We start from the raw sequence: 19,436 nt of genomic DNA on the forward strand, positions 1-19,436 counted from the left end.
ATGTGTATGAGAAACAGAAGCCATTGTAAATCTTGGGGGAAATGTCCTGACGCTGGGAAGAAAACCCGATGAATCCCTCTGGAGAATTGGGATTCAGGACCCAGATGATGGCCGGGGTGCCTATGTGATGATCGTGGAGCTGGATGATACCTCCTTGGTGACCAGCGGACCGTATGAGCGATTCCTGGAGTTCGAAGGGGAAACCTATCATCATATCCTGGACACCAAGACCGGGTTTCCTGTAGAAAGTGATTTCACCAGTGTAAGTATCATCACCCAAAGTTCTTTCCTCGCAGATGCACTTTCCACCAGTGTCTATGCCTTGGGGTATGAGAAAGGTATGGACCTGATCAACAGCCTTGATGGCGTACAAGCAGTATTCCTCACCGATGACAAGGAAGTGGTACTCAGTGAAAAGGCATCTGATGGTGAACTTGGATATTCCCTTACAGATGAAACGTATCGCATAAAAGAGTAGGGTCCAACCCTTGAGGAACAAGCTAGGCTGTCCATACAATGTTCATATGATTTGTTCAGCAATCCCTTCATCTAAAACCTTCCAAAGAAACAAACCAGCAAGGATGTCTTTTCATGGATACAAGGATGAAGCAATCACGAACTTGATGTATTTAGGATTAATTGGTCATATCGGCAATGAGTACTTGAATATTTGCTGATATTAGTAGTTTAATGAAGAAAATTGAAGTATATAAGTAATTAACATATTGGAGGATGATATGACCGGTACACATCAGGAAATATCGTACATTGTTCGTGAGCCCCGCCAGAAGAACACCCGCCTGGCTGAGGAACTCTTTTCCATGAAACAAGCCCAGTGCTCCCGTCGATTCCATCGACAGATCCCAGGCTACAGAATGAGTCCACTGCAGGGACTGCCCAATCTGGCAGCAATGTTCGGTGTTGGCGGTATCTGGACCAAGGATGAGTCAAGTCGCCTGCAATTGAATAGTTTTAAGGTTCTAGGTGGCTCCTTTGCCCTATACCGGTATCTCCAGAAATTGCTGGGTCTTTCTGGCCCTGACACCTCCTTTGAGTATCTTGCCAGCCAGGAAGTCAAGGATAAGGTTGGTGATCTTACCTTCGCCAGTGCAACCGACGGAAACCATGGAAGGGGAATTGCTTGGGCGGCAAAACGTCTGGGCTTCAAATGTGTCATCTACGTTCACTCTGAAACAAGTACCCGTCGTATTGATGCGATCAAGAGCAATGGTGCCAAGGTCGTGATCGTGGACGGCAACTATGATGATGCAGTTCGTCAGGTTGCCATCGATGCAGATGCGAACGGTTGGACCATCATCAGTGATACCAGCTGGGACAACTACACCGAAATACCCACCTGGATTATGCAGGGTTATCTTACCTTGCTCGCTGAAACCCAGGAGCAGTTCACCGGTGTTGGAATTGTGAAGCCGACCCATCTTTTCATCCAGGCGGGTGTTGGTGCCTTGGCTGCTTCTGTAATTGGTTTCTATCATGCCCTCTTTGGCCAGGATGCACCAAAATGCATCGTGGTTGAGCCGGACAAAGCACCCTGTATCTATGAAAGCGCGCTTGCCGGGGATGGGAAACCTCACTCTGTTGGTGGTTCTCTCGATACCATCATGGCAGGACTTGCCTGTGGTGACCCGAGTCCCATTGCATGGGAGATTCTCAACGAAGATGCTGATGCCTTCATCAAGGTCCCAGATTATGTAGCTGCAAAGGGTATGAGAATGTATGCAACCCCGCTCAATGGCGATCCCCTCATCATCAGTGGAGAGAGTGGGGCGGTGACGCTCGGTGCCTTTGCCTCCATTATGCAGTATTCAGGACTCGAAGAGCTGAAGGATGCACTGGGCTTGGATGAGGAGAGCCAGGTGCTTTTCATCAATACAGAGGGAAATACCGATCCGATCCATTTCCGCCAGATTATTTGGGAAGGTGCCAATCCAGTTCCCAAGGAGTACTGGCATAATCTGTAGAATCAACAATACTTGATTCCTTAGAAGAGAAGCCGTCGCAAACTGCGACGGCTTCATTGGCTAAGAGAGATTTTGTGTTATTCCATCAGTCCTCTTCATAGAGCAGGTCGAATGACTCACTCTTTGGTGGGAATGCCTTGCTGAAAATCAGGAAAGCCACCAAGCTCACCAGCAGCCCGGGAATAATGTTGTTCAATCCAGGGATGGAGGGGATGATTCCTTTATCCATTAGGAAGAATACGATACTTCCACTGAGTATCGAGGCAGTAGAACCTGCACTGGAGGACTTCTTCCAGAAGTGACCCATAACATAGGGCACGAAGGTACCTGCTGCTCTCAGGGTGAAGGAGAAGGCAAGAAGCGTGAGGATATTGTCAGCCACCAGTGCCGTGACCAGACTGAAGAGGGCAATAACCACCATGGTGATCTTGGTCACTTTCATTACCTGCGCACTTGAAGCTCCCTTATGGATGAATACCTTGTACAGGTCGTTGCCGAAGATGGAACCTGCACCAAGCAAGTCACTGTCTGCCGAGCTCATCGTCGCACTGATGATACCGGCAAAGAGAATACCTGTTACCACTGCAGGCATGGTTGCCACAGCCAGGGCGGGAAGGGCATAGCGGCTGTTGTTTGAAAGTGCATCAACCACATTCCCATCGAGCAGGTTCTGGTTGAACAAGCTGAGCATGGTAAGACCAAGGATAACCGGGATGAATGCAAAGAGGAAGTTAACAATTGCTGCAATGATTGAGCCTTGTACAGCGGCTTTCCCGTCACGTGCTGCATAGTAGCGGGAGACCGCTTCCTGTCCAACAGAGAAGGTAGCTACGTACATGATGACAAAACCAATAATCTGGCCCCAGCCTCCAATACCTTCTGTAAGACTGAAGTGTTCAGCAGGTACCGTTTGTTTGACAGTTGCCCATCCTCCAGCCAGTTTGAGGGCAAAGGGAACGGCGATGACCATACCGATAACAATCAGGAAAACCTGGATGAAGTCTGTGAGGGTGACAGACCAGAGACCACCCATAACTGCATAGACAGTAATAACAATGGTTACAATAATCAGGCTGGTTGTGTAGTCAATCCCAAGCATGACCTCAAGAATTGAAGCAGAAGCCTTGAACTGCCCAGCGGTCAACCCAACCAGTGCCATCATCATGACAATTGCACTGAAAGCTCCACTAAACTTGTCATAACGTCTTCTGAAATACTCAGGAACCGTTTTTACCGAAGTGGAACGGAACTTCGGGGCAAGCGGGATAAGGATCATGAAAGCGAATCCCATGGCAATGATATACCACGCCGCGCTCATTCCCCAATTCCCATATGCGTTGGCAACAACACCGAGAGAGGAACCCCCACCGATTTCCGTAGCTGCCAGGGTTCCGGCCATCAGGAGAGGACCAAGCCTTCTTCCAGCAACCATGAAGTCAGCATTTGAACTAATCCGCTTTGAGGAGTAGTACCCGATTCCCAACATCATAAGCATGTACAAAACAACGATGAGCGTGATGGTGATATTCATTTCCCACCCTCCTTCTCCAAAGATGTCAAAGATAAAAATATGATGTTACATGTAATGGTAGATGTCAAGAAAATTATGTATTAGTATATAATATTATGTAAAATTACTGTAAAACATAAAAAAGTAACATTAAATTGCATATAAACTAGACAATATGGTAAAAAAATTCCCATCCAGTCATAAAATGGATGGGATAATACAGCTATAAGCGATAATAAATGTACAAATTTTGGTCAAACCAAGCTCTTATACCATACATTCATACTCTCGATATTTCCTGCTATATTGGTATTGTTGTGTAATCTGCCACCATAGGTGTAGCCGGCCTTCGCGAAGGTGATGTTCATACCAGGCGAGATAGCCCTTGCGATGGTATAGGCTGTGAGAATTCCTCTCTTCCTAAGCTCATCTTCCAGGAATGCAAGTAAGTGGAGGGCATACCCGTTACCACGTTTATTGGGTAGGGTGGCAAAATCAGTCATTTCAGAGAAGCGTTTATCTTCCTTGAAGCTGCACTCTCCTGAGGCCAGCGCAACAAGGTTGCCATCCTCCTCAATTCCAGCGTACACAGTACCCTCATCCATGGTTTTCATAATGAACGATGGGTCATCAATTGCAAAGGGGTAGGAGTCAAAGACCTTACCATAGATTGTTGCCATTGACTCAGCATCCTGCTTCGAACATAGGCGGACAGAATACTTTGTGCTTGGTTTTCTACGATCTGCTGAAAAGGCTAATTCACGAACTTTTTCATACTCAGAAGAAAGGACCTCTTCATGGCGTTTCTCATCGAGAAACATTCCCAGGAAGAGCCCCTCTTCCTCGCCGTGAAAGAGCTTTTCTGCCGTTGCCTCGATCAAGAAGCCAGCTTCCAGGAATGGCGCAGAAATTGAGCGGGGAATCTTGGTGAAAATCTTCCCGTAACCGTTTTCTTCTGCCAATTTCACCAATTTGGGAACCAGGAGCGAAGCATCAGCAGTGCCCGGATCCATCAAGTAGATCCGGTCATTGCTCTTGCCATGCTGGACAAGCGCTCCATCCAAGTGCAACAAGGTGTCGTTTGTATCACCCATTCCTAGCGCTCCTCTTCACCGTTGGCTTCAGCATAGGCCTCGCTTACCGATACATGCCCCTCAGGAGTCAGGGAATAACTGTCATCGTAATCCGCCAAAAGCTTCTCAATACCGTATGCCTTGAACTCATCACTGTCATCCAGTTTCAACTCAAGGGTGCATTTCTCACAATTCCGATCACACATCACGGATGAGTAACTGTCTGGTTCACGATAGGTAGTGATGACACCCTCGAAGTTACGGAGTATTACCTTGTTGGTGGACCAGGAGAGAATATAGTTGGGCATGATGGGAATCTTTCCACCACCGCCCGGTGCATCGATCACATACGTTGGTACACAGAAACCACTGGTATGGCCCCTGAGGCTTTCCATGATCTCGATACCCTTGCCGACTGAGGTCCTGAAGTGGGTGAGTCCCTCAGAGAGGTCACACTGGTAAAGGTAGTAAGGTCTTACCCTGCTATAGGTCAGTTTCTGGACGAGTTTCTTCATGATTCTGGGGCAGTCATTCACGTCATTAAGCAGGACCGACTGGTTGCCCATGGGGATTCCTGCATCAGCGAGCATTTCAACTGCCTTACGCGAGGACTTGGTAAGCTCACGCGGGTGGTTGAACTGGGTGTTGATCCAAAGGGGGTGGTACTTCTTCAGCATATTCACCAGTTTCTCGTTCACCCGATAGGTGAGTACCACAGGAATCCTGGTACCGATTCTTATGATCTCAACATGTTCGATTGCTCTCAATTCTGAGAGAATCCATTCAAGGTACTCATCAGAGAGCATCAAGGGGTCTCCACCACTGAGTAGGACATCACGAACCTGTGGGGTGCTTCTGATGTAATCAAGTCCTGCTTTTATCTGTTCACGGTCTGGGATGCTGTCCACATCACCGACCTTTCTTTTCCTGGTGCAGTGACGGCAATACATTGCACAGGTGTTACTAATCAAGAAGAGCACACGGTCTGGATAACGGTGCGTAATACCGGTAACCGGGCTGTCTGCATCCTCGTGCAAGGGATCTTCCATATCATAGTCTGCAATATCCAACTCCCGGACATCGGGGAACGACTGCTTGAAAATGGGGTCGTTCTCCACATTGTCGGTATCGATAAGCGATAAGTAGTAGGGCGTGATGGCCATGGGAAATTTTGCAATAGTTGCCTCAATGTCCTTTCGTTTCGCTTCCGGGAAAGTATAGTCAAGCAGTTTCTCAAATGTTGCAACATCCTTGATGCAATGCTTGAGCTGCCATTTCCAGTCACGCCAGCGTTCTCTGCTGACATCAGTGTCGAAACGGTCTACTATCTGCTGTTCTGAATCGGTAAATTGCATGGGTCTTTTCCTGTACGGTTCTCTTCTGGTGATGTTCCAAAGGCAAAGATTTCCCTAGGCACACAGAAGGTCTGTGGTCGAATGATTGCTCCGATCAAATGGCAACTATTCTTGTATTGGATAAAGCCATTATAACATGTTTTTGACATTACTGCAATAAAACGACAGAAACTAATATAGAAAGGATGTTTTTTCCTTGCTCTTTTCTTGCAATGTAAACAAGTTGTACAGGTAATCTGGTGGAAGGACCGAAAAAAGGGGGAGGCCCAGCCTCCCCCCCGTATGCTGTTCAGCACAGAATCCTAGAATGCATACAACACACCCACAGTAGAGGTGAACAAGCCTGCAAGTGGGAAAAGGGGATCAAAAACAACACCACCGTCGAATGTATCATCATCCTCAATAAACCCGTAGGCCATGATGGGGATATTCAGATTGACAAAGACTCCAGTATTCTTGTTCGGAATCCAGTACTCTCCCTTTACTACAGCACCGGCCAATCCCAGGACAACCGGACCGAAGTTGGTGAAAGCGGTGGTCCCGAGCCCAATTTTCATATCAAAGTTTTCACTGAGTGCAAACGCTTGGCTGATATCTGCATTGAATGTGTAGATATCGAAGAATTTGTCTGCCGAGTCAGTAGTAGATGCGATATAGGTAAGCCCCAACGGATAGTTGACACCTGCTTGCAGATAGAGATCTCCAAGTCCTACGTCCACCAATACTCCTGTAGTGGTAAATCCAAATTGGGCACCGACTGCAACGCTGTTCTGCCTAGCGGAAAGCGTTCCAAGTGACAAAATAAGCACAAGTAGCAATATAGTAGTACGTTTCATAGTTGGCTCCTCTGCATTCAGTTTCTCATACTGTGAAAACAAACACGAGCCTGTAGGGTGACAAAATTGGAAAAATGTCTAGTGATAGTGAATGGTATTGGCCAGGCGTATGATCTCAAAGCGATCTTTCACTTCCAATTTTGAGTAAATGGAGCTGATATTGTTACGTACCGTCTGCTCTGCAAGAAAAAGTCGGTCTGCAATCTGTTGATTGTCATAGCCGGTGGCAATGAGGCCAAAGATCTCTTTCTCACGTGATGTTAGGGTATCGAACCATTCAAAACTACCGGATACCTCAGGAATTTTCGGGCTGGTTCCATCGTACATGGTATTGATCAATTTGGCTGCGATCTTTGGGGAAATCTGTACCAATCCTGATTGCAACGCCCTGATGGCGGCAATCAATTCAGTTGGGGAGATATCCTTCAAGAGATACCCCGCTGACCCAATTCGCAAGGCCTCCCTCACATACTCATCCTCATCATAGGTTGAGAGCATGACAACCTTGATCGAAGCGTTTTGCTTGAGGATTTCACGGGTGGCTTCCACCCCGTTGATATCAGGAAGATGGACATCCATCAGGATGACATCAGGTACTTCATCCAGGGCCATCTGTATGGCGCTGGTTCCATTCTTCGCGATTCCTATTACCTGGAAATCGTCCACATAGCTCTCCAAGCTCATTCTCAAGCTCTGGACGAAGAGTGGCTGGTCATCAACCAACAGAATTCGAATCATGTGTGTGCTCCTTTTGCAGTGGGATGGTAACGGTTAGTTGGAAGCCTCCCTCTGGTGCATTCTCTGCATGGACTGTACCGCCGAGCTTACTGATTCGCTCTTCCATACCGGCAAGTCCAATACCTTTGACAATTTTCTTTGCTCCACTACCATTGTCCAGGATGATGACTTGCACCTGGTCTCTGATAATCCAGAAGAGCATCCTGACCTGCGTCGCATGTCCATGTCGTAGGGCGTTGGTCAGTCCTTCTTGTACCACTCTATACAAGACCAGATCAATTTCATCACCGAAGGAGGCAGGCAGATTCCCTGCCTCAATATCCACGGTAACCCCGGTAGTCCCCTCAAAAATTTTCTTTATCTTGTAGATTGCCTTGATTCCAGTCTCCCGATCCTGTTCATTGGTCCTGAGCAAGTGTAGAGCCTTCCTGGTTTCTGTCAATCCTTCTTGTGCTTGGCTGCGCGCAGCTGAGCACATCTCACTGGTTTTCTCACTGTTTCTACATCCAGTTGAGACAATGGCGTCCATCATTGCAATGATATTGGTGAACATATACCCACTGATGTCATGGATTTCCCGACTGATACGAAAGCGCTCCTTTTTTGCGGCCTCAATCTCCGCAGTTCTTGCGTAGGATTGCAGGCTCTGGCTGAAGACGGTGAGCTTGGTGATGGTGGTATTCAGGATTACGATTTGCTCTTGCCCCTTCAGATAGAGTTGTCGGTACTGTGTAAGTCCTACTTGCAAGAGTGCAGCACTTAATGAGATAGCAAAGAATGCCCAAAGCTCAGAAATTTCTGCACTCCTGAGAGCGAGATTCAGTTCATTCTCACCAAGGATCCTGGGAAGTTGCAATAAGACTACGCCAGTGGTGGAAAGTATCGGGCAGAGAATCAGACTGATAGGGAAGGAGCAACAGACGAGCAGTACACTCTGGAAAGCAAGGAAAAGTGAGAGGCGAATGGTGAGAAAATCGTTTAATGAGTATCCAATAACCCATAGGGCGGTAAGGGAGAGAAAAATGAGCAGAAGAATTGCCAGAAGATTACGCGATTGGGTAAGCAGGAAGATGCAAAAACAGTAGAAAGCAAAGAAGACAAAAAAGGTACGATAGAACTCAAACGCTCGGGTACTCTCTCCGCTGTTGAATCCATAGGTAAGGAGAAACTCTACAAGACCGAGGGCAAGAAGGAATCCTGCGTAACCATACAGGGCACGCTCAAAGGGTGTCGTTCTTCTGGATCGCTCACTTTCAACCATTGGGGACAGTATACCATAAGGAGGATGAGAGTCGGTATTTTTGTACCGGATGAAGGCCGAAAAAAAAGATGTTTTCAGTATTCTTGTCACTTTCGCTCTGACAGGCCTGCCCCTATCATGAAACAATAGAAAACGTAGCTAGCTTGTTCAAAGAACAACAAGGAGGAATGCAATGAAGAAAATGTTGTATGTGCTATTGGTTCTGGTGCTGGGATCAACCATGCTATTCGCCGGTGGTGCTGAAGAGAAAAAAGCTGAGGTTGTAGACCCCAATGCCCCTATCACCCTGACGGTATGGTGCTGGGATCCGATGTTCAACATCTATGCCATGGAGGAAGCGGCAAAGATTTACAAGGACATCAAGCCAAATGTTACCATCAATGTGGTTGAGACACCCTGGAATGATCTGCAGCAGAAGTTGATCACCAGTCTCAGTGCCAATGCCACAGAGAATCTTCCGGACATCATCCTGATGCAGGATAACGCAATCCAGAAGAACGTGATGACCTATCCTGAAGCCTTTGTACCCCTCAATGGTAAGATTGACCTTAGTCAGTTTGCACAGTTCAAGGTTGATGTTGGAACCATTGATGGAAATCATTATGGAGTTCCCTTTGACAATGGAGCAACCGGTACATTCCTCAGAAGGGACATCGTAGAGAAAGCCGGTCTCAAGGTAAGTGATTTCAATAACATCACCTGGGAACGTTTCATCGAGCTAGGCAAGATTGTCAAGCAGAAAACCGGTGTGTCCATGATCAGCACGGTGGCCAATGAGCCCGATTTCCCCATGTTGATGCTCCAAAGTGCAGGCACGTGGATGTTCAATGAGGATGGAAGTGCCTACATCAAGGACAATCCTGTCCTCAAGGAAGCACTCCGTATTACCAAGGAGATGGTAGAGAGTGGTGTTTGTCTGCTTGTGCCAGATTGGAATGCCTATATTGCAACACTGAACAATGGAACGGTTGCCTCTACCATCAACGGCTGCTGGATCAGTGGATCCATCCAGGCCGAGGAGTCCCAGAAGGGCCTCTGGGCTGTTGCAAATACTCCCAGATTCGCCAATATCAGCAGCTCTGTGAACTACTCCAGCCAGGGTGGTTCAGGTTGGATGGTCATGGCAAATTCCAAGTATCCTGATGTTGCCACCGATTTCTTGGCAAAGACCTTTGGTGGGAGCGTTGCTCTATATGAGACCATTCTGCCAACCAGTGGAGCAATTGCAACCTGGCTTCCTGCCGCAGAAAGCCCGGTCTATGCGACCCCCATTGAGTTCTTTGGTGGTCAGAAGATCTATGAGGACTTGGTAGGTTTTGCAGGCAATGTTCCCAACGTCAAGTACGGTGTTTTCAACTATGAAGCCCGTGATGCCATCGCCCGTGCATTGAGCGAAGTAATGCAGGGAACGAACATTGATGCAGCTCTTGGAACTGCACAGAAGAATGTCGAATTCCTGATGAGCGAGTAGTTTTAATCCACATCGATATCCGATACCGCTGTATACTGGCGGTATCGGATTTGTACCGGCATAGATAAGGGAAACCGTCATGGCAAAAAGCAATCTGACTCGAAAGATCAACCTGTACGGCTGGTTGTTCGTTATTCCTGCAGCACTATTCATCTTTATCCTGAACTTCTATCCAATGATCAGTGTGTTCCTGCTCTCGTTGCAATCAGGAAGGGGGAATAACCTGAAATTTGCAGGATTGAAGAACTACGCGCGCCTGTTTGAGGATGAGATGTTTCTCACCTCAGTGGGAAACGTTGTCACCTATCTTGTGATCCAAGTCCCCATTATGCTGTTGTTCGCATTGGTCCTGGCCACCATGCTGAACGATCCAAAGCTCAAGGGCAGGGGGATTTTCAGGACCATGATTTTTCTGCCGTGCGCGACCAGTCTGGTTTCCTCGGCCATGATCTTCAAATCATTGTTCTCCATTGATGGGATCATGAATACAGCCCTGGTTGGCATTGGCATGCTTTCTGAGCCTATCAGCTGGCTGACCCATCCCGTCTGGGCAAAATTTGTCATCATCCTTACCATTACCTGGAGATGGACCGGGTATAATACCGTGTTCTATCTTGCGGGACTCCAGAATATCAACCGGAACGTATATGAGGCAGCCCGTATCGACGGAGCCTCAGCGAGCAGGCAGTTCTTCTCCATAACCATCCCACTGCTCAAGCCGGTCATTCTCTTGACTACCATCATGTCCACCAATGGGACATTGCAGCTATTCGATGAGGTTCGTACCCTGACCAACGGAGGTCCAGGGATTGCAACCCTCTCGATCAGCCAATATATCTATAACCTGTCGTTTATGTACAACCCACAATTTGGGTATGCCGCGGCAGTATCCTATGCAATCCTCGTGATGGTTGCCGTGCTCTCCTTCGTCCAGATCAAAGTGGGAGGTAAGCGATGAACAAGCGACAAGGTGCATCCATAGCAAAATATGTATTTCTGATTATCATCTGCCTGTTCTCTGTGTTTCCGTTCTACTTCATGGTGGTTGGTGCAACCAACAAGAGTGTGGACATTATCAAAGGGAGGCTTTTCTTCGGTACCTTCCTGTTTGAGAACATCAAGACCCTTGCTACGAACGTGCGACTGGGAAATGCATTTTGGAACTCACTGCGTAATGCCTTGGCCAATACGGCAGCCGCCCTACTGGTCTGCAGCCTTGCTGGGTATGGATTCCAGATCTATCGGGACAAGGGAAAGGATACCCTGATGGGGTTGCTTCTGCTCTCCATGATGGTTCCCTTCGCTGCCCTCATGGTCCCCCTCTTCAGGATGTTCAGCCAGGCAAAGTTGCTTGATACGACCATGGGATTCATTCTCCCCACGATCTCTACCGCCTTCCTGATTTTCTTCTTCCGCCAGAGCAGCGAATCCTTTCCCATTGAGACTGTGCAGGCTGCCCGGGTGGACGGGCTGGGGGAGTTTGGCATCTTTTTCAGGATCTATGTGCCCATTATGGCTCCCACCTTTGCAGCAGCTGCTATTGTTACATTCATGAATGCATGGAATAATTACCTATGGCCTCTGATCATCATGCAGAGTCAGGATAGTCAGACCATGCCTCTCCTGATCACCGGCCTGACTGCAGGGTATACTACCGATTATGGTATTCTGATGCTCTCTGTCACCATTACAACCCTGCCGACCTTGATCCTCTTCTTTACCCAACAGAGACGGTTCGTTGAAGGGGTGCTCGGCTCGGTCAAATAACACAAAGGAAGGTTCGTATGGATACGTTGTTTCTCCACCACAAAGCTTGGCAACAGCCGTCGATCACCTCGGTCAATCGGCTTCCGATCAACAGTCTGCCCCCGTCTTTTTCAACCATAGAAGATGCAATGCATTGGGCAAAAGAAGGGCCTGAAGCGTGGGACCAGAGGGAATCCCCTTACCAGGTAAGGTTGAATGGGACTTGGTCTTTCAGGTATTATGAGACCCCCCTCCAGGTGGAGGACGAGGTCGTTAAAAAGGATTGTGATCTTGACTTCGATCCCATCAGGGTTCCAGGGGCGTGGAGTGTGCAAGGATGGGACAAGCCACACTATACCAATGTGATCATGCCATTCAAGAACACCCCTCCATTTCCTCCAGAGCAAAATCCTACCGGGGTGTACAAGAAACAGTTCATTATCGACGGAGAATGGATGAACAGAAAGACAATTCTCAAGGTTGGTAGTGCTGAGAGCTATCTGGAGGTGTATCTCAATGGCTCGTTCGTCGGAATGAGCAAGGATTCCAGGCTCCCTTCTTCCTTTGACCTTACCCCTGTGCTGGAGAAAGGGGAGAATACCCTTGTCCTGATCGTGGTTCGCTATAGTGATGCCTCCTATGTGGAAGACCAGGACCAATGGTGGTTTGGCGGCATCCACCGCACAGTTTCCCTGATCAGTGAGGGAAGCAACGCCCTGCAGGATGTGAAAGTTACACCCACCCTGAATGATACTTTTTCCAAAGCCCACATCCACATCAAAGCACCCTATGCTGGTGGGGACGGGCAGGTTATGCTTATAAGTCTCTATGATCCGGAGGGGGCCTTGCTCATCTCTCGCCATGTAACGGGTAGTACGGGATCCTATGAAACCTCCTTTGAGGTGGATCATCCCCAATTGTGGAGCAGTGAGAAGCCGGTACTGTACTGCCTCAGTTTCTCCTTGGAAGCAGAGCGAGAGCATCGCTCTTGCATGGTAGGGCTGAGAAAGGTGGAAATTGCACGCAGGGCTCTGCTGATAAACGGGAAGCGGGTCTTTATCAAGGGAGTGAACCGGCATGAGCATGATGAGCGGTCGGCAAAGACATTGAGTACAAGCAGCATGGTACGGGATATCAAGCTGATGAAACAGTATAACTTCAATGCAGTGAGAACCTGTCACTACCCGGATGATGAGATCTGGTACGCGCTCTGTGATAAATACGGCCTGTATATCATGGATGAAGCGAATATAGAGACCCACGCAAACTATGACAGCATCTGTCGTGACGAAGCATGGGCATCCTGCTTTCTGGAGAGGGTGCAGAGGATGGTCCGTCGTGACTACAACCACCCCTCGGTCATTGTCTGGTCCCTCGGGAATGAGAGTGGACATGGCAACAACCATGATGCATGTGCTGGTTGGATACGGTACTACGATAAGAACCGTCCCATTCACTATGAAGGAGCAAACCGCGACGAATGGGGGCAGGGACCCCATTCCCTTTCCAGCTTGAAGCGGGGAAGGTTTACCACCGACATCATAGCCCCAATGTATCCCCCCATCTCCCTGATCGAGGAATGGGACCATACCACTGAGCCTGACAAGGATGACCGCCCCTTGATCATGTGTGAATACAGCCATGCAATGGGAAACTCCAATGGAAGCCTGGGCGACTACTGGAGGGTTATCAAGAAAAGTCGTGGGATACAGGGCGGATTCATCTGGGATTGGGTCGACCAAGGTATTCTGGTGAACGAAGAAGGAGCCCCCGTTGGTTTCTCCTCTCAGGGCAACAAGAACAAGAATGGCATAAAAGCGTGGCGCTATGGTGGGGATTTTGGTGACAAGCCCACTGATTACGATTTCTGCCTCAACGGCCTGGTGCTCCCCGACCGTACGGTCAAGCCTGCGATGGCTGAATGTCTCAAGGTGCAGCAGTCGATTCAGATCACCAGTGAGCATCCATCGGGCGGAACATTCACCCTTATCAACGAGCAGGATTTCACCAATACGGAGCATCTTTCCATCCGTTACCGCCTGGTCAGCGAGGCTGACCCCAAGGTAGTGGAGGGGACACTCTCCCTTCCTGCTGTGGACCCTGGTTGCAGTCAGGAGTTTGCAGTACCTGAGTTGCTGGGTGAAGAAGTGCGCTCCATGATGCGCTATGGAGAGACCTTCTTGCTCTTTGAAATCTTTCTCAAGGAACATACCGCATATGCAGAGGCTGGACATGTAGTGGCTTGGCAACAGTTCAAGCTCTGTGAGGCTCCCAAAAAGGCTTTCCCGATTCCCGAGGCTTCATTGGCAAAAACCCAGAAGGGATCATTCCTGGTGGAGACGGAGGCTTATCGAGCGAAGATCGGGGAGGATGGCCTTTTGCATAGCCTTACCTTTGCCGGTCAGAAAGAGTTGCTTGCGAGCCCCCTCAGGGTAAATCTGTTCCGCTGTCCAACCGAGAATGACGGTATCAAGACACTGCAGTCCAATACCGATGAGCCGGAGTATGAGTTCTACCACGACAATAAGGCCTTCGGTCCTTGGTTCAAGCATAAGCTGAACCAGGTAGGCATGGTCTTGGAGGACATCCATCAGGAGGAAGGGCAACTTTGCACGCAACATCGCTTGGAGAACCCGGATAAGGAGATTCTTGGCACCTTCATCCAACATTGGATATTCTCTTCTGATAAGCTGCACTATCAGTGTACCTTCGACCTGAATGACACTGTGGGGGAATACCCAAGAGTGGGACTTACCTGTGATCTTGATCGGCGATGGTCTGCATGCCGTTATTTCGGCTTGGGTCCACATGAGAACTACCCCGACCGAAAGGATGGGGCGATCATGGGAGAGTACCACGCAACAGTAGACGAGCTCTTTGTTCCTTACATCGTTCCCCAGGATTATGGAGTACATACAGCCCTCAGGCGCCTGGACCTCTATGATGGCAACACGGGCAGTGTTCAGTTCAGCAGTGATTCTCCCTTCTCCTTTGCCTTCCACAGATATACGACTGACGAGTTATGGAAAAAGCTTCATGCCGACAAGCTGGAGCAGAGTAAATTACATCATCTGTATCTGGATGCAGCGGTAAGGGGAGTGGGGACTGCAACCTGCGGTCCTGATACACTTCAGCAGTATCGCCTTCCCAGCGGTATCTATCGCCTCTCATTCAACCTCAGCAGCAGTCGCTGAGTATTGATTACCCCGGTCATGCGAGTGTGTGTCCGGGGTAGTTTCAACAAATCCTTACAAAAACACTTGACAAATACATAAAGGGTAGGTACTATCTAAATATAAGTTTTGAAAAATTAAATAGCAAGCGATATAAATAGGAGGCTCCAATGAACGTATATGATTACTCAGTACAAGACCGGGAAGGAAAACAGGTAGACCTTTCCGAGTATAAAGGCAAGGTACTCCTGATTGTGAACACCGCCACTCAGTGTGGTTTTACCCCTCAGTACACTGAGCTGGAGAAGCTCTATGAAACCTATCAGGGAAAGGGTTTTGAAATCCTGGACTTTCCCTGCAACCAGTTCGATGGACAAGCTCCCGAGGCTATCGAGGAGATCCACGAAATCTGCAAGCTCAAGTATGGAACCAAGTTCCCTCAGTTCGGAAAGGTGGAAGTCAACGGTGAAGAAGCTCTTCCCTTGTACAAGTACCTGAAGTGCAAGAAGGGATTCGCAGGGTTCGACATGAGCCACAGGATTGGTCCCATTCTTGATGGAAAATTGCGTGAGGTTGACCCCGAGTATGAGAAGGATCCGTCGATCAAATGGAACTTTACCAAGTTCCTCGTCGACAGGAGTGGGGAAGTGGTTACCCGCTTTGAGCCGACTCATGATCTTGGCGAAGTTGCCAAAGCCGTCGAGAAACTTTTGTAAATCTCCAAAATAACAGTATTGACCTTTGCTGGCGTTGTCCTCCGTTGTGTGGGCAACGTCTTTTTTGGTATTGGGAGGCTCTTTGTGATATGATGATACATTGAAGGAGCAACTCACATGGACTTAGAACTCTCATTGGCATGCAGGATTGGCCAGCACCTAATGTGTGGCCTGCCTGGCTACACCTTGGACGATACGTTTAGGGAAGCTGTAAGGAAGTACAAGATTTCCAATGTTATCCTGTTTTCCAGGAATATCAGGGACAAGGAGCAACTGTTCGAACTCTGTGCTCAAATACAGGAGTTGGTGCAAACAGAGTGTGGAGTTCCAGCTCTTATCGGTATTGACCAGGAGGGAGGTATGGTCAGTCGTCTCTCCAGCGATTGTACGATAGTCCCCTCCGCCATGGCCATTGGGGCTACCGGTGATGAGCGTTGTGCCTTGCGGGCAGGTATCCTTACAGGACGGGAGCTCTCTGCCTTGGGCGTAAATGTGGACTTTGCTCCATCCCTGGATATGAACAGCAATCCACATAACCCTGTCATAGGGGTACGCAGTTATGGTGATGATCCTGATGTGGTTTCACGATTTGCCCGATCCATGGTTGAAGGCATCCAGAGCCAAGGGGTGATGGCTGTAGGGAAACACTTTCCCGGGCATGGTGATACACACCAGGACTCCCATCTGGTACTTCCTGCTGTAGGTGGTGAACTTTCAGACCTCCAGAACCATATCCTGCCCTTCAGTGAGGCAGTGAGGGGAGGGATCCAGGGGATCATGAGTAGTCATATCCTGTTCCCCGATATCGAGAAAGAAAATGTTCCAGCAACCATGAGTCCCTTCTTCATGACTGAATTACTCAAGAATACCTTAGGTTTCAAGGGGCTGGTGTTCAGTGACTGCATGGAGATGCATGCAATTGCAAAGCATTCAGGGACTGTTGACGGAACGGTCTCTGCAATCAAGGCAGGCGTGGATGTGGTTTTGATCAGCCACACTATAAGCCTTGGTATCGCAGCAGCAGAAGCCATTGCCAAAGCCCTGGAAGAGGGAATCCTCTCACGCGAAGTATTCGATGCCTCGACAGAGAAGATCCTTCTTGCCAAACAGATGCTTCAGGAAGCTGAGAGAAAGCCTCTCTCTGTGGTGGGTAGTGCTATGCATAAGAAGGAAAACCAAAGGTTATACGCTCAAAGTCTAACTTTGGTACAGGATGCACCCTTTGAACTGGGAGGCAACCCCTTGTTCGTGGGAGTGACCTGTTTTCAAGCAACAGTAGTATCCAGTGAGGAACATGAGGTAAACTTTGCCCCTGATATGGCGCATTTAGTAGGAGGTTCTTCACTTGTGGTGAGTGAGAATCCTGACGAAAAAGAAATCCAGAGGGTGCTCTCCCAAGCAAGTAAATGCTCCTCTGTAGTGGTAGGAACCTACAACGGTCATCAGTATCCAGGACAGATTGCATTGGCCAATGCACTGGCTAAGGACCATCCGGTCCTCACTGTTGCCCTTCGCAATCCCTATGATCTTGCCGAGCTGGATGTACGTATCAGGAGCATTGCTGCGTATGCATATAATCGGGATACGATACTTGCGCTGGCTCGGTTGCTAAAAAAGGAGATCTCGGCAACGGGGATTCTTCCAGTACAGTTGGTTAGGACCTAACAGATTTCTGTGTGGTCTCCCTGACAATGAGTTCAGTGTCCATATACATGCTCTGAATGGGTATCTGCTCAGCATTGATACGCTTGATGAGCATCTCGCAACTGAGCAATCCCAACTGGAACTTTGGTTGGTTTACCGTTGTGATGGAGGGAGTGCATAGCGAAGAAAGGCCGATATTGTCGAATCCCACAATGGCGATATCTCCCGGTACCCGAAGCGCTGCACGTCTGGATGCCTTGATGGCTGCAGCTGCGTAGACATCACTGGAAGCAAAGAAAGCATCAGGCCGCTGTTCACTGTTCAATAGTTGTGTTGCTGCTGAGACGGCCATATCATAATCAATTTCCTGCAACTGTATGATGATGTCCGGATCCTTATGGAGGTTGGCCTGTTCCAAAGCTTGTAGGTATCCCTTGAATCGGTCCCGGGAATATTTATATTCGAGAGGGCCATTGATAAAAGCAATCCTATTCTTGCCCAATGAAATCAGATACTCAACTGCATTTCTTGCAGCTGAAACATCATCGATCGTGACAAAGGGGATATCAAGTCCGTCGATACACTCACAACATTGGACAAGCGGAAGTATGGTGTTGAGACGGAGTAAGGTTGATCGTGCAATACAGTTTGTAGTGATCAGTCCAGCAGCATTTGTTTTTTTCAGGAGTGCAGTGAAAGAGTCCAATGACCGTTCGTCGATAGGATCCTCATTGATCAACATATTATAACCGTTTCTCTGTGCAGCAGCTTTCGCCCCTTGGATTATCAGGCTGTAAAAAGGATTGTCCAAGCTTGGGATATTGAAAATGATCAAGTCGTTGGTTCTTGATGTATTTGCTTCGAGTGCTGATGTATCATACCCAAGCGATTTCATGGCCTCGATGACTTTCTTTCTTGTATCATCCTTGACGTTTGAGCTGTTGTTGATGACCCGGCTGATGGTGGCAATGGAGATTCCCGAACGATCAGCGATTGCTGAGTATGTGATCTTTTTCTGTGAATCTGTCATGTGTTCCTCTCTAAAGTCACTATAAGGCTCCTTTTTTCAATGAGCAAGTAAATCTTCGAACAAATATGAAAAATTTTACATGAATTGAAACAGAATTACACAAATACTCGGTATATATTAGCTAATTTCTTATAAATCACTAATAATTACGAAAAAAGTTGACACATTTTCAGAAAGTCCTATACTTATCCTAACGAATTCAATCGCATAGGAGGTTCGTGATGAAAAAGATTCTAGTTTTGCTTCTGGTGTTGTTGGTTACCACCGGCATGGTTTTCGCCCAAGGTGCCAAGGAAGGGGAAAAAAAGCAACTAATGGGAGTTGTAACTCCAAGTGCTGACCATGGATTCACCGCAGAGTCTATCCAGCATAGTGAGGCACAGGTAAAAGCTCTCTCTGCAGAGTACGGGTTTGATTATCGCTTCATGACAGCAGCTGAGAGCAGTGAACAGAGTAATGCTGTAGAGACTATTCTCGGTATGAACCCTGATGTCATCGTCCTCTGGCCAGTTAATGGTGATGAACTGAGAAGTGTTGCCCAGACTGTCATGGATGCAGGTGTTCCCTTGATCGTGTATGACCGCTTCATCCAAGGACTTACCCCTGATGCTGAAATCAGTGGTGATAATGTTGCTATCGGAGAAGGTGCTGGTCGCTATTTCAATGAATATTTCAAGGAAGATCTGGCAAAGGGCCAGGTGAATTACCTCGAGTTCAAGGGAGATAGTTCCTCAGTTCCCATGGAGAGAACCAATGGATTCCTTTCGACGGCCAGTCCAAAATTCAATCTTGTACAGTCCTTTGTAACCAATTGGAGTCAGCAGACTGCCATGGAACAGATGGAAAACTTCCTCAATACCAAGAGCAAGGCAGAAATTGAATCCATCAAGGCAATCTGGAC

General features: G+C 48.1%; 16 protein-coding genes. 9 read left to right on the top strand and 7 right to left on the bottom strand.

The window, feature by feature from the left end; translation table 11 throughout:
- Positions 1-22: 22 nt before the first annotated feature.
- Together JF818_RS09700 and JF818_RS09705 are read left to right on the top strand one after the other, a co-directional pair.
- Positions 23-478: an FAD:protein FMN transferase gene (locus JF818_RS09700; RefSeq protein ID WP_370570323.1), complete on the top strand. Its 456-nt coding sequence runs from the start codon at positions 23-25 to the stop codon at positions 476-478.
- Between the two features lie 259 nt (positions 479-737).
- Complete coding sequence (locus JF818_RS09705) at positions 738-1,982, top strand: diaminopropionate ammonia-lyase (RefSeq protein ID WP_198891813.1); 1,245 nt, start codon at positions 738-740, stop codon at positions 1,980-1,982.
- An 85-nt stretch (positions 1,983-2,067) separates the two neighbouring features.
- On the opposite strand, the gene JF818_RS09710 is transcribed toward JF818_RS09705, so the two are convergent.
- The 6 genes from JF818_RS09710 to JF818_RS09735 form a co-directional block, all read right to left on the bottom strand.
- Positions 2,068-3,513, bottom strand: coding sequence for a sodium:solute symporter (locus JF818_RS09710; protein WP_198891814.1), 1,446 nt, complete (start codon positions 3,511-3,513; stop codon positions 2,068-2,070).
- Between the two features lie 233 nt (positions 3,514-3,746).
- Positions 3,747-4,586 carry a putative beta-lysine N-acetyltransferase gene (gene ablB, locus JF818_RS09715; protein ID WP_198891815.1) on the bottom strand — a complete coding sequence of 280 codons (840 nt, stop codon included), beginning with the start codon at positions 4,584-4,586 and terminating at the stop codon, positions 3,747-3,749.
- Between the two features lie 2 nt (positions 4,587-4,588).
- Positions 4,589-5,920, bottom strand: a complete 1,332-nt coding sequence (gene ablA / locus JF818_RS09720) for a lysine 2,3-aminomutase (RefSeq protein WP_198891816.1) — start codon at positions 5,918-5,920, stop codon at positions 4,589-4,591.
- Positions 5,921-6,222: 302 nt separating this feature from the next.
- Positions 6,223-6,756, bottom strand: a complete 534-nt coding sequence (locus JF818_RS09725) for a hypothetical protein (protein WP_198891817.1) — start codon at positions 6,754-6,756, stop codon at positions 6,223-6,225.
- Between the two features lie 78 nt (positions 6,757-6,834).
- Positions 6,835-7,494, bottom strand: coding sequence for a response regulator transcription factor (locus tag JF818_RS09730; protein WP_198891818.1), 660 nt, complete (start codon positions 7,492-7,494; stop codon positions 6,835-6,837).
- Complete coding sequence (locus JF818_RS09735; RefSeq protein WP_198891819.1) at positions 7,472-8,755, bottom strand: sensor histidine kinase; 1,284 nt, start codon at positions 8,753-8,755, stop codon at positions 7,472-7,474. Before JF818_RS09735 ends, JF818_RS09730 begins: the two co-directional genes overlap by 23 nt.
- Positions 8,756-8,927: 172 nt before the next feature.
- Here JF818_RS09735 and JF818_RS09740 point away from each other — a divergent pair, with 172 nt between their 5' ends.
- The 6 genes from JF818_RS09740 to nagZ all read left to right on the top strand — a co-directional run bounded on the left by JF818_RS09740 (position 8,928) and on the right by nagZ (position 17,526).
- Entirely contained in the window at positions 8,928-10,226 is a 1,299-nt protein-coding gene (locus JF818_RS09740) for an ABC transporter substrate-binding protein (RefSeq protein ID WP_198891820.1), read from the top strand.
- Positions 10,227-10,305: 79 nt separating this feature from the next.
- The gene (locus tag JF818_RS09745; RefSeq protein WP_198891821.1) at positions 10,306-11,184 is read left to right on the top strand and encodes a carbohydrate ABC transporter permease; all 879 of its coding nucleotides are present in this window, start codon (positions 10,306-10,308) and stop codon (positions 11,182-11,184) included.
- The gene (locus JF818_RS09750; RefSeq protein ID WP_198891822.1) at positions 11,181-11,993 is read left to right on the top strand and encodes a carbohydrate ABC transporter permease; all 813 of its coding nucleotides are present in this window, start codon (positions 11,181-11,183) and stop codon (positions 11,991-11,993) included. The genes JF818_RS09745 and JF818_RS09750 overlap by 4 nt, the downstream gene beginning before the upstream one ends.
- Positions 11,994-12,010: 17 nt before the next feature.
- A complete protein-coding gene (locus tag JF818_RS09755; RefSeq protein WP_198891823.1) occupies positions 12,011-15,166 on the top strand; it encodes a glycoside hydrolase family 2 TIM barrel-domain containing protein in 3,156 nt (1,051 codons plus the stop codon).
- A gap of 149 nt (positions 15,167-15,315) precedes the next feature.
- Positions 15,316-15,861 (top strand): glutathione peroxidase, encoded by a 546-nt coding sequence (locus tag JF818_RS09760; protein ID WP_198891824.1) that lies wholly within the window; start codon positions 15,316-15,318, stop codon positions 15,859-15,861.
- A 117-nt stretch (positions 15,862-15,978) separates the two neighbouring features.
- Complete coding sequence (gene nagZ, locus JF818_RS09765) at positions 15,979-17,526, top strand: beta-N-acetylhexosaminidase (RefSeq protein WP_198891825.1); 1,548 nt, start codon at positions 15,979-15,981, stop codon at positions 17,524-17,526.
- Here the strand turns inward: nagZ and JF818_RS09770 are convergent.
- Positions 17,516-18,535 (bottom strand): LacI family DNA-binding transcriptional regulator, encoded by a 1,020-nt coding sequence (locus JF818_RS09770; RefSeq protein ID WP_198891826.1) that lies wholly within the window; start codon positions 18,533-18,535, stop codon positions 17,516-17,518. The two genes, nagZ and JF818_RS09770, sit on opposite strands and share 11 nt — an antisense overlap.
- Before the next feature lie 221 nt (positions 18,536-18,756).
- Between JF818_RS09770 and JF818_RS09775 the strand changes: the two genes are divergently transcribed.
- Positions 18,757-19,436, top strand: a 680-nt coding sequence (locus tag JF818_RS09775; protein ID WP_198891827.1) for a substrate-binding domain-containing protein, incomplete at its 3' end; no start/stop codon positions are given.

Origin of the sequence: Sphaerochaeta sp. S2 (genome assembly GCF_016406725.1) — a bacterium.
GTDB lineage: Bacteria > Spirochaetota > Spirochaetia > Sphaerochaetales > Sphaerochaetaceae > Sphaerochaeta.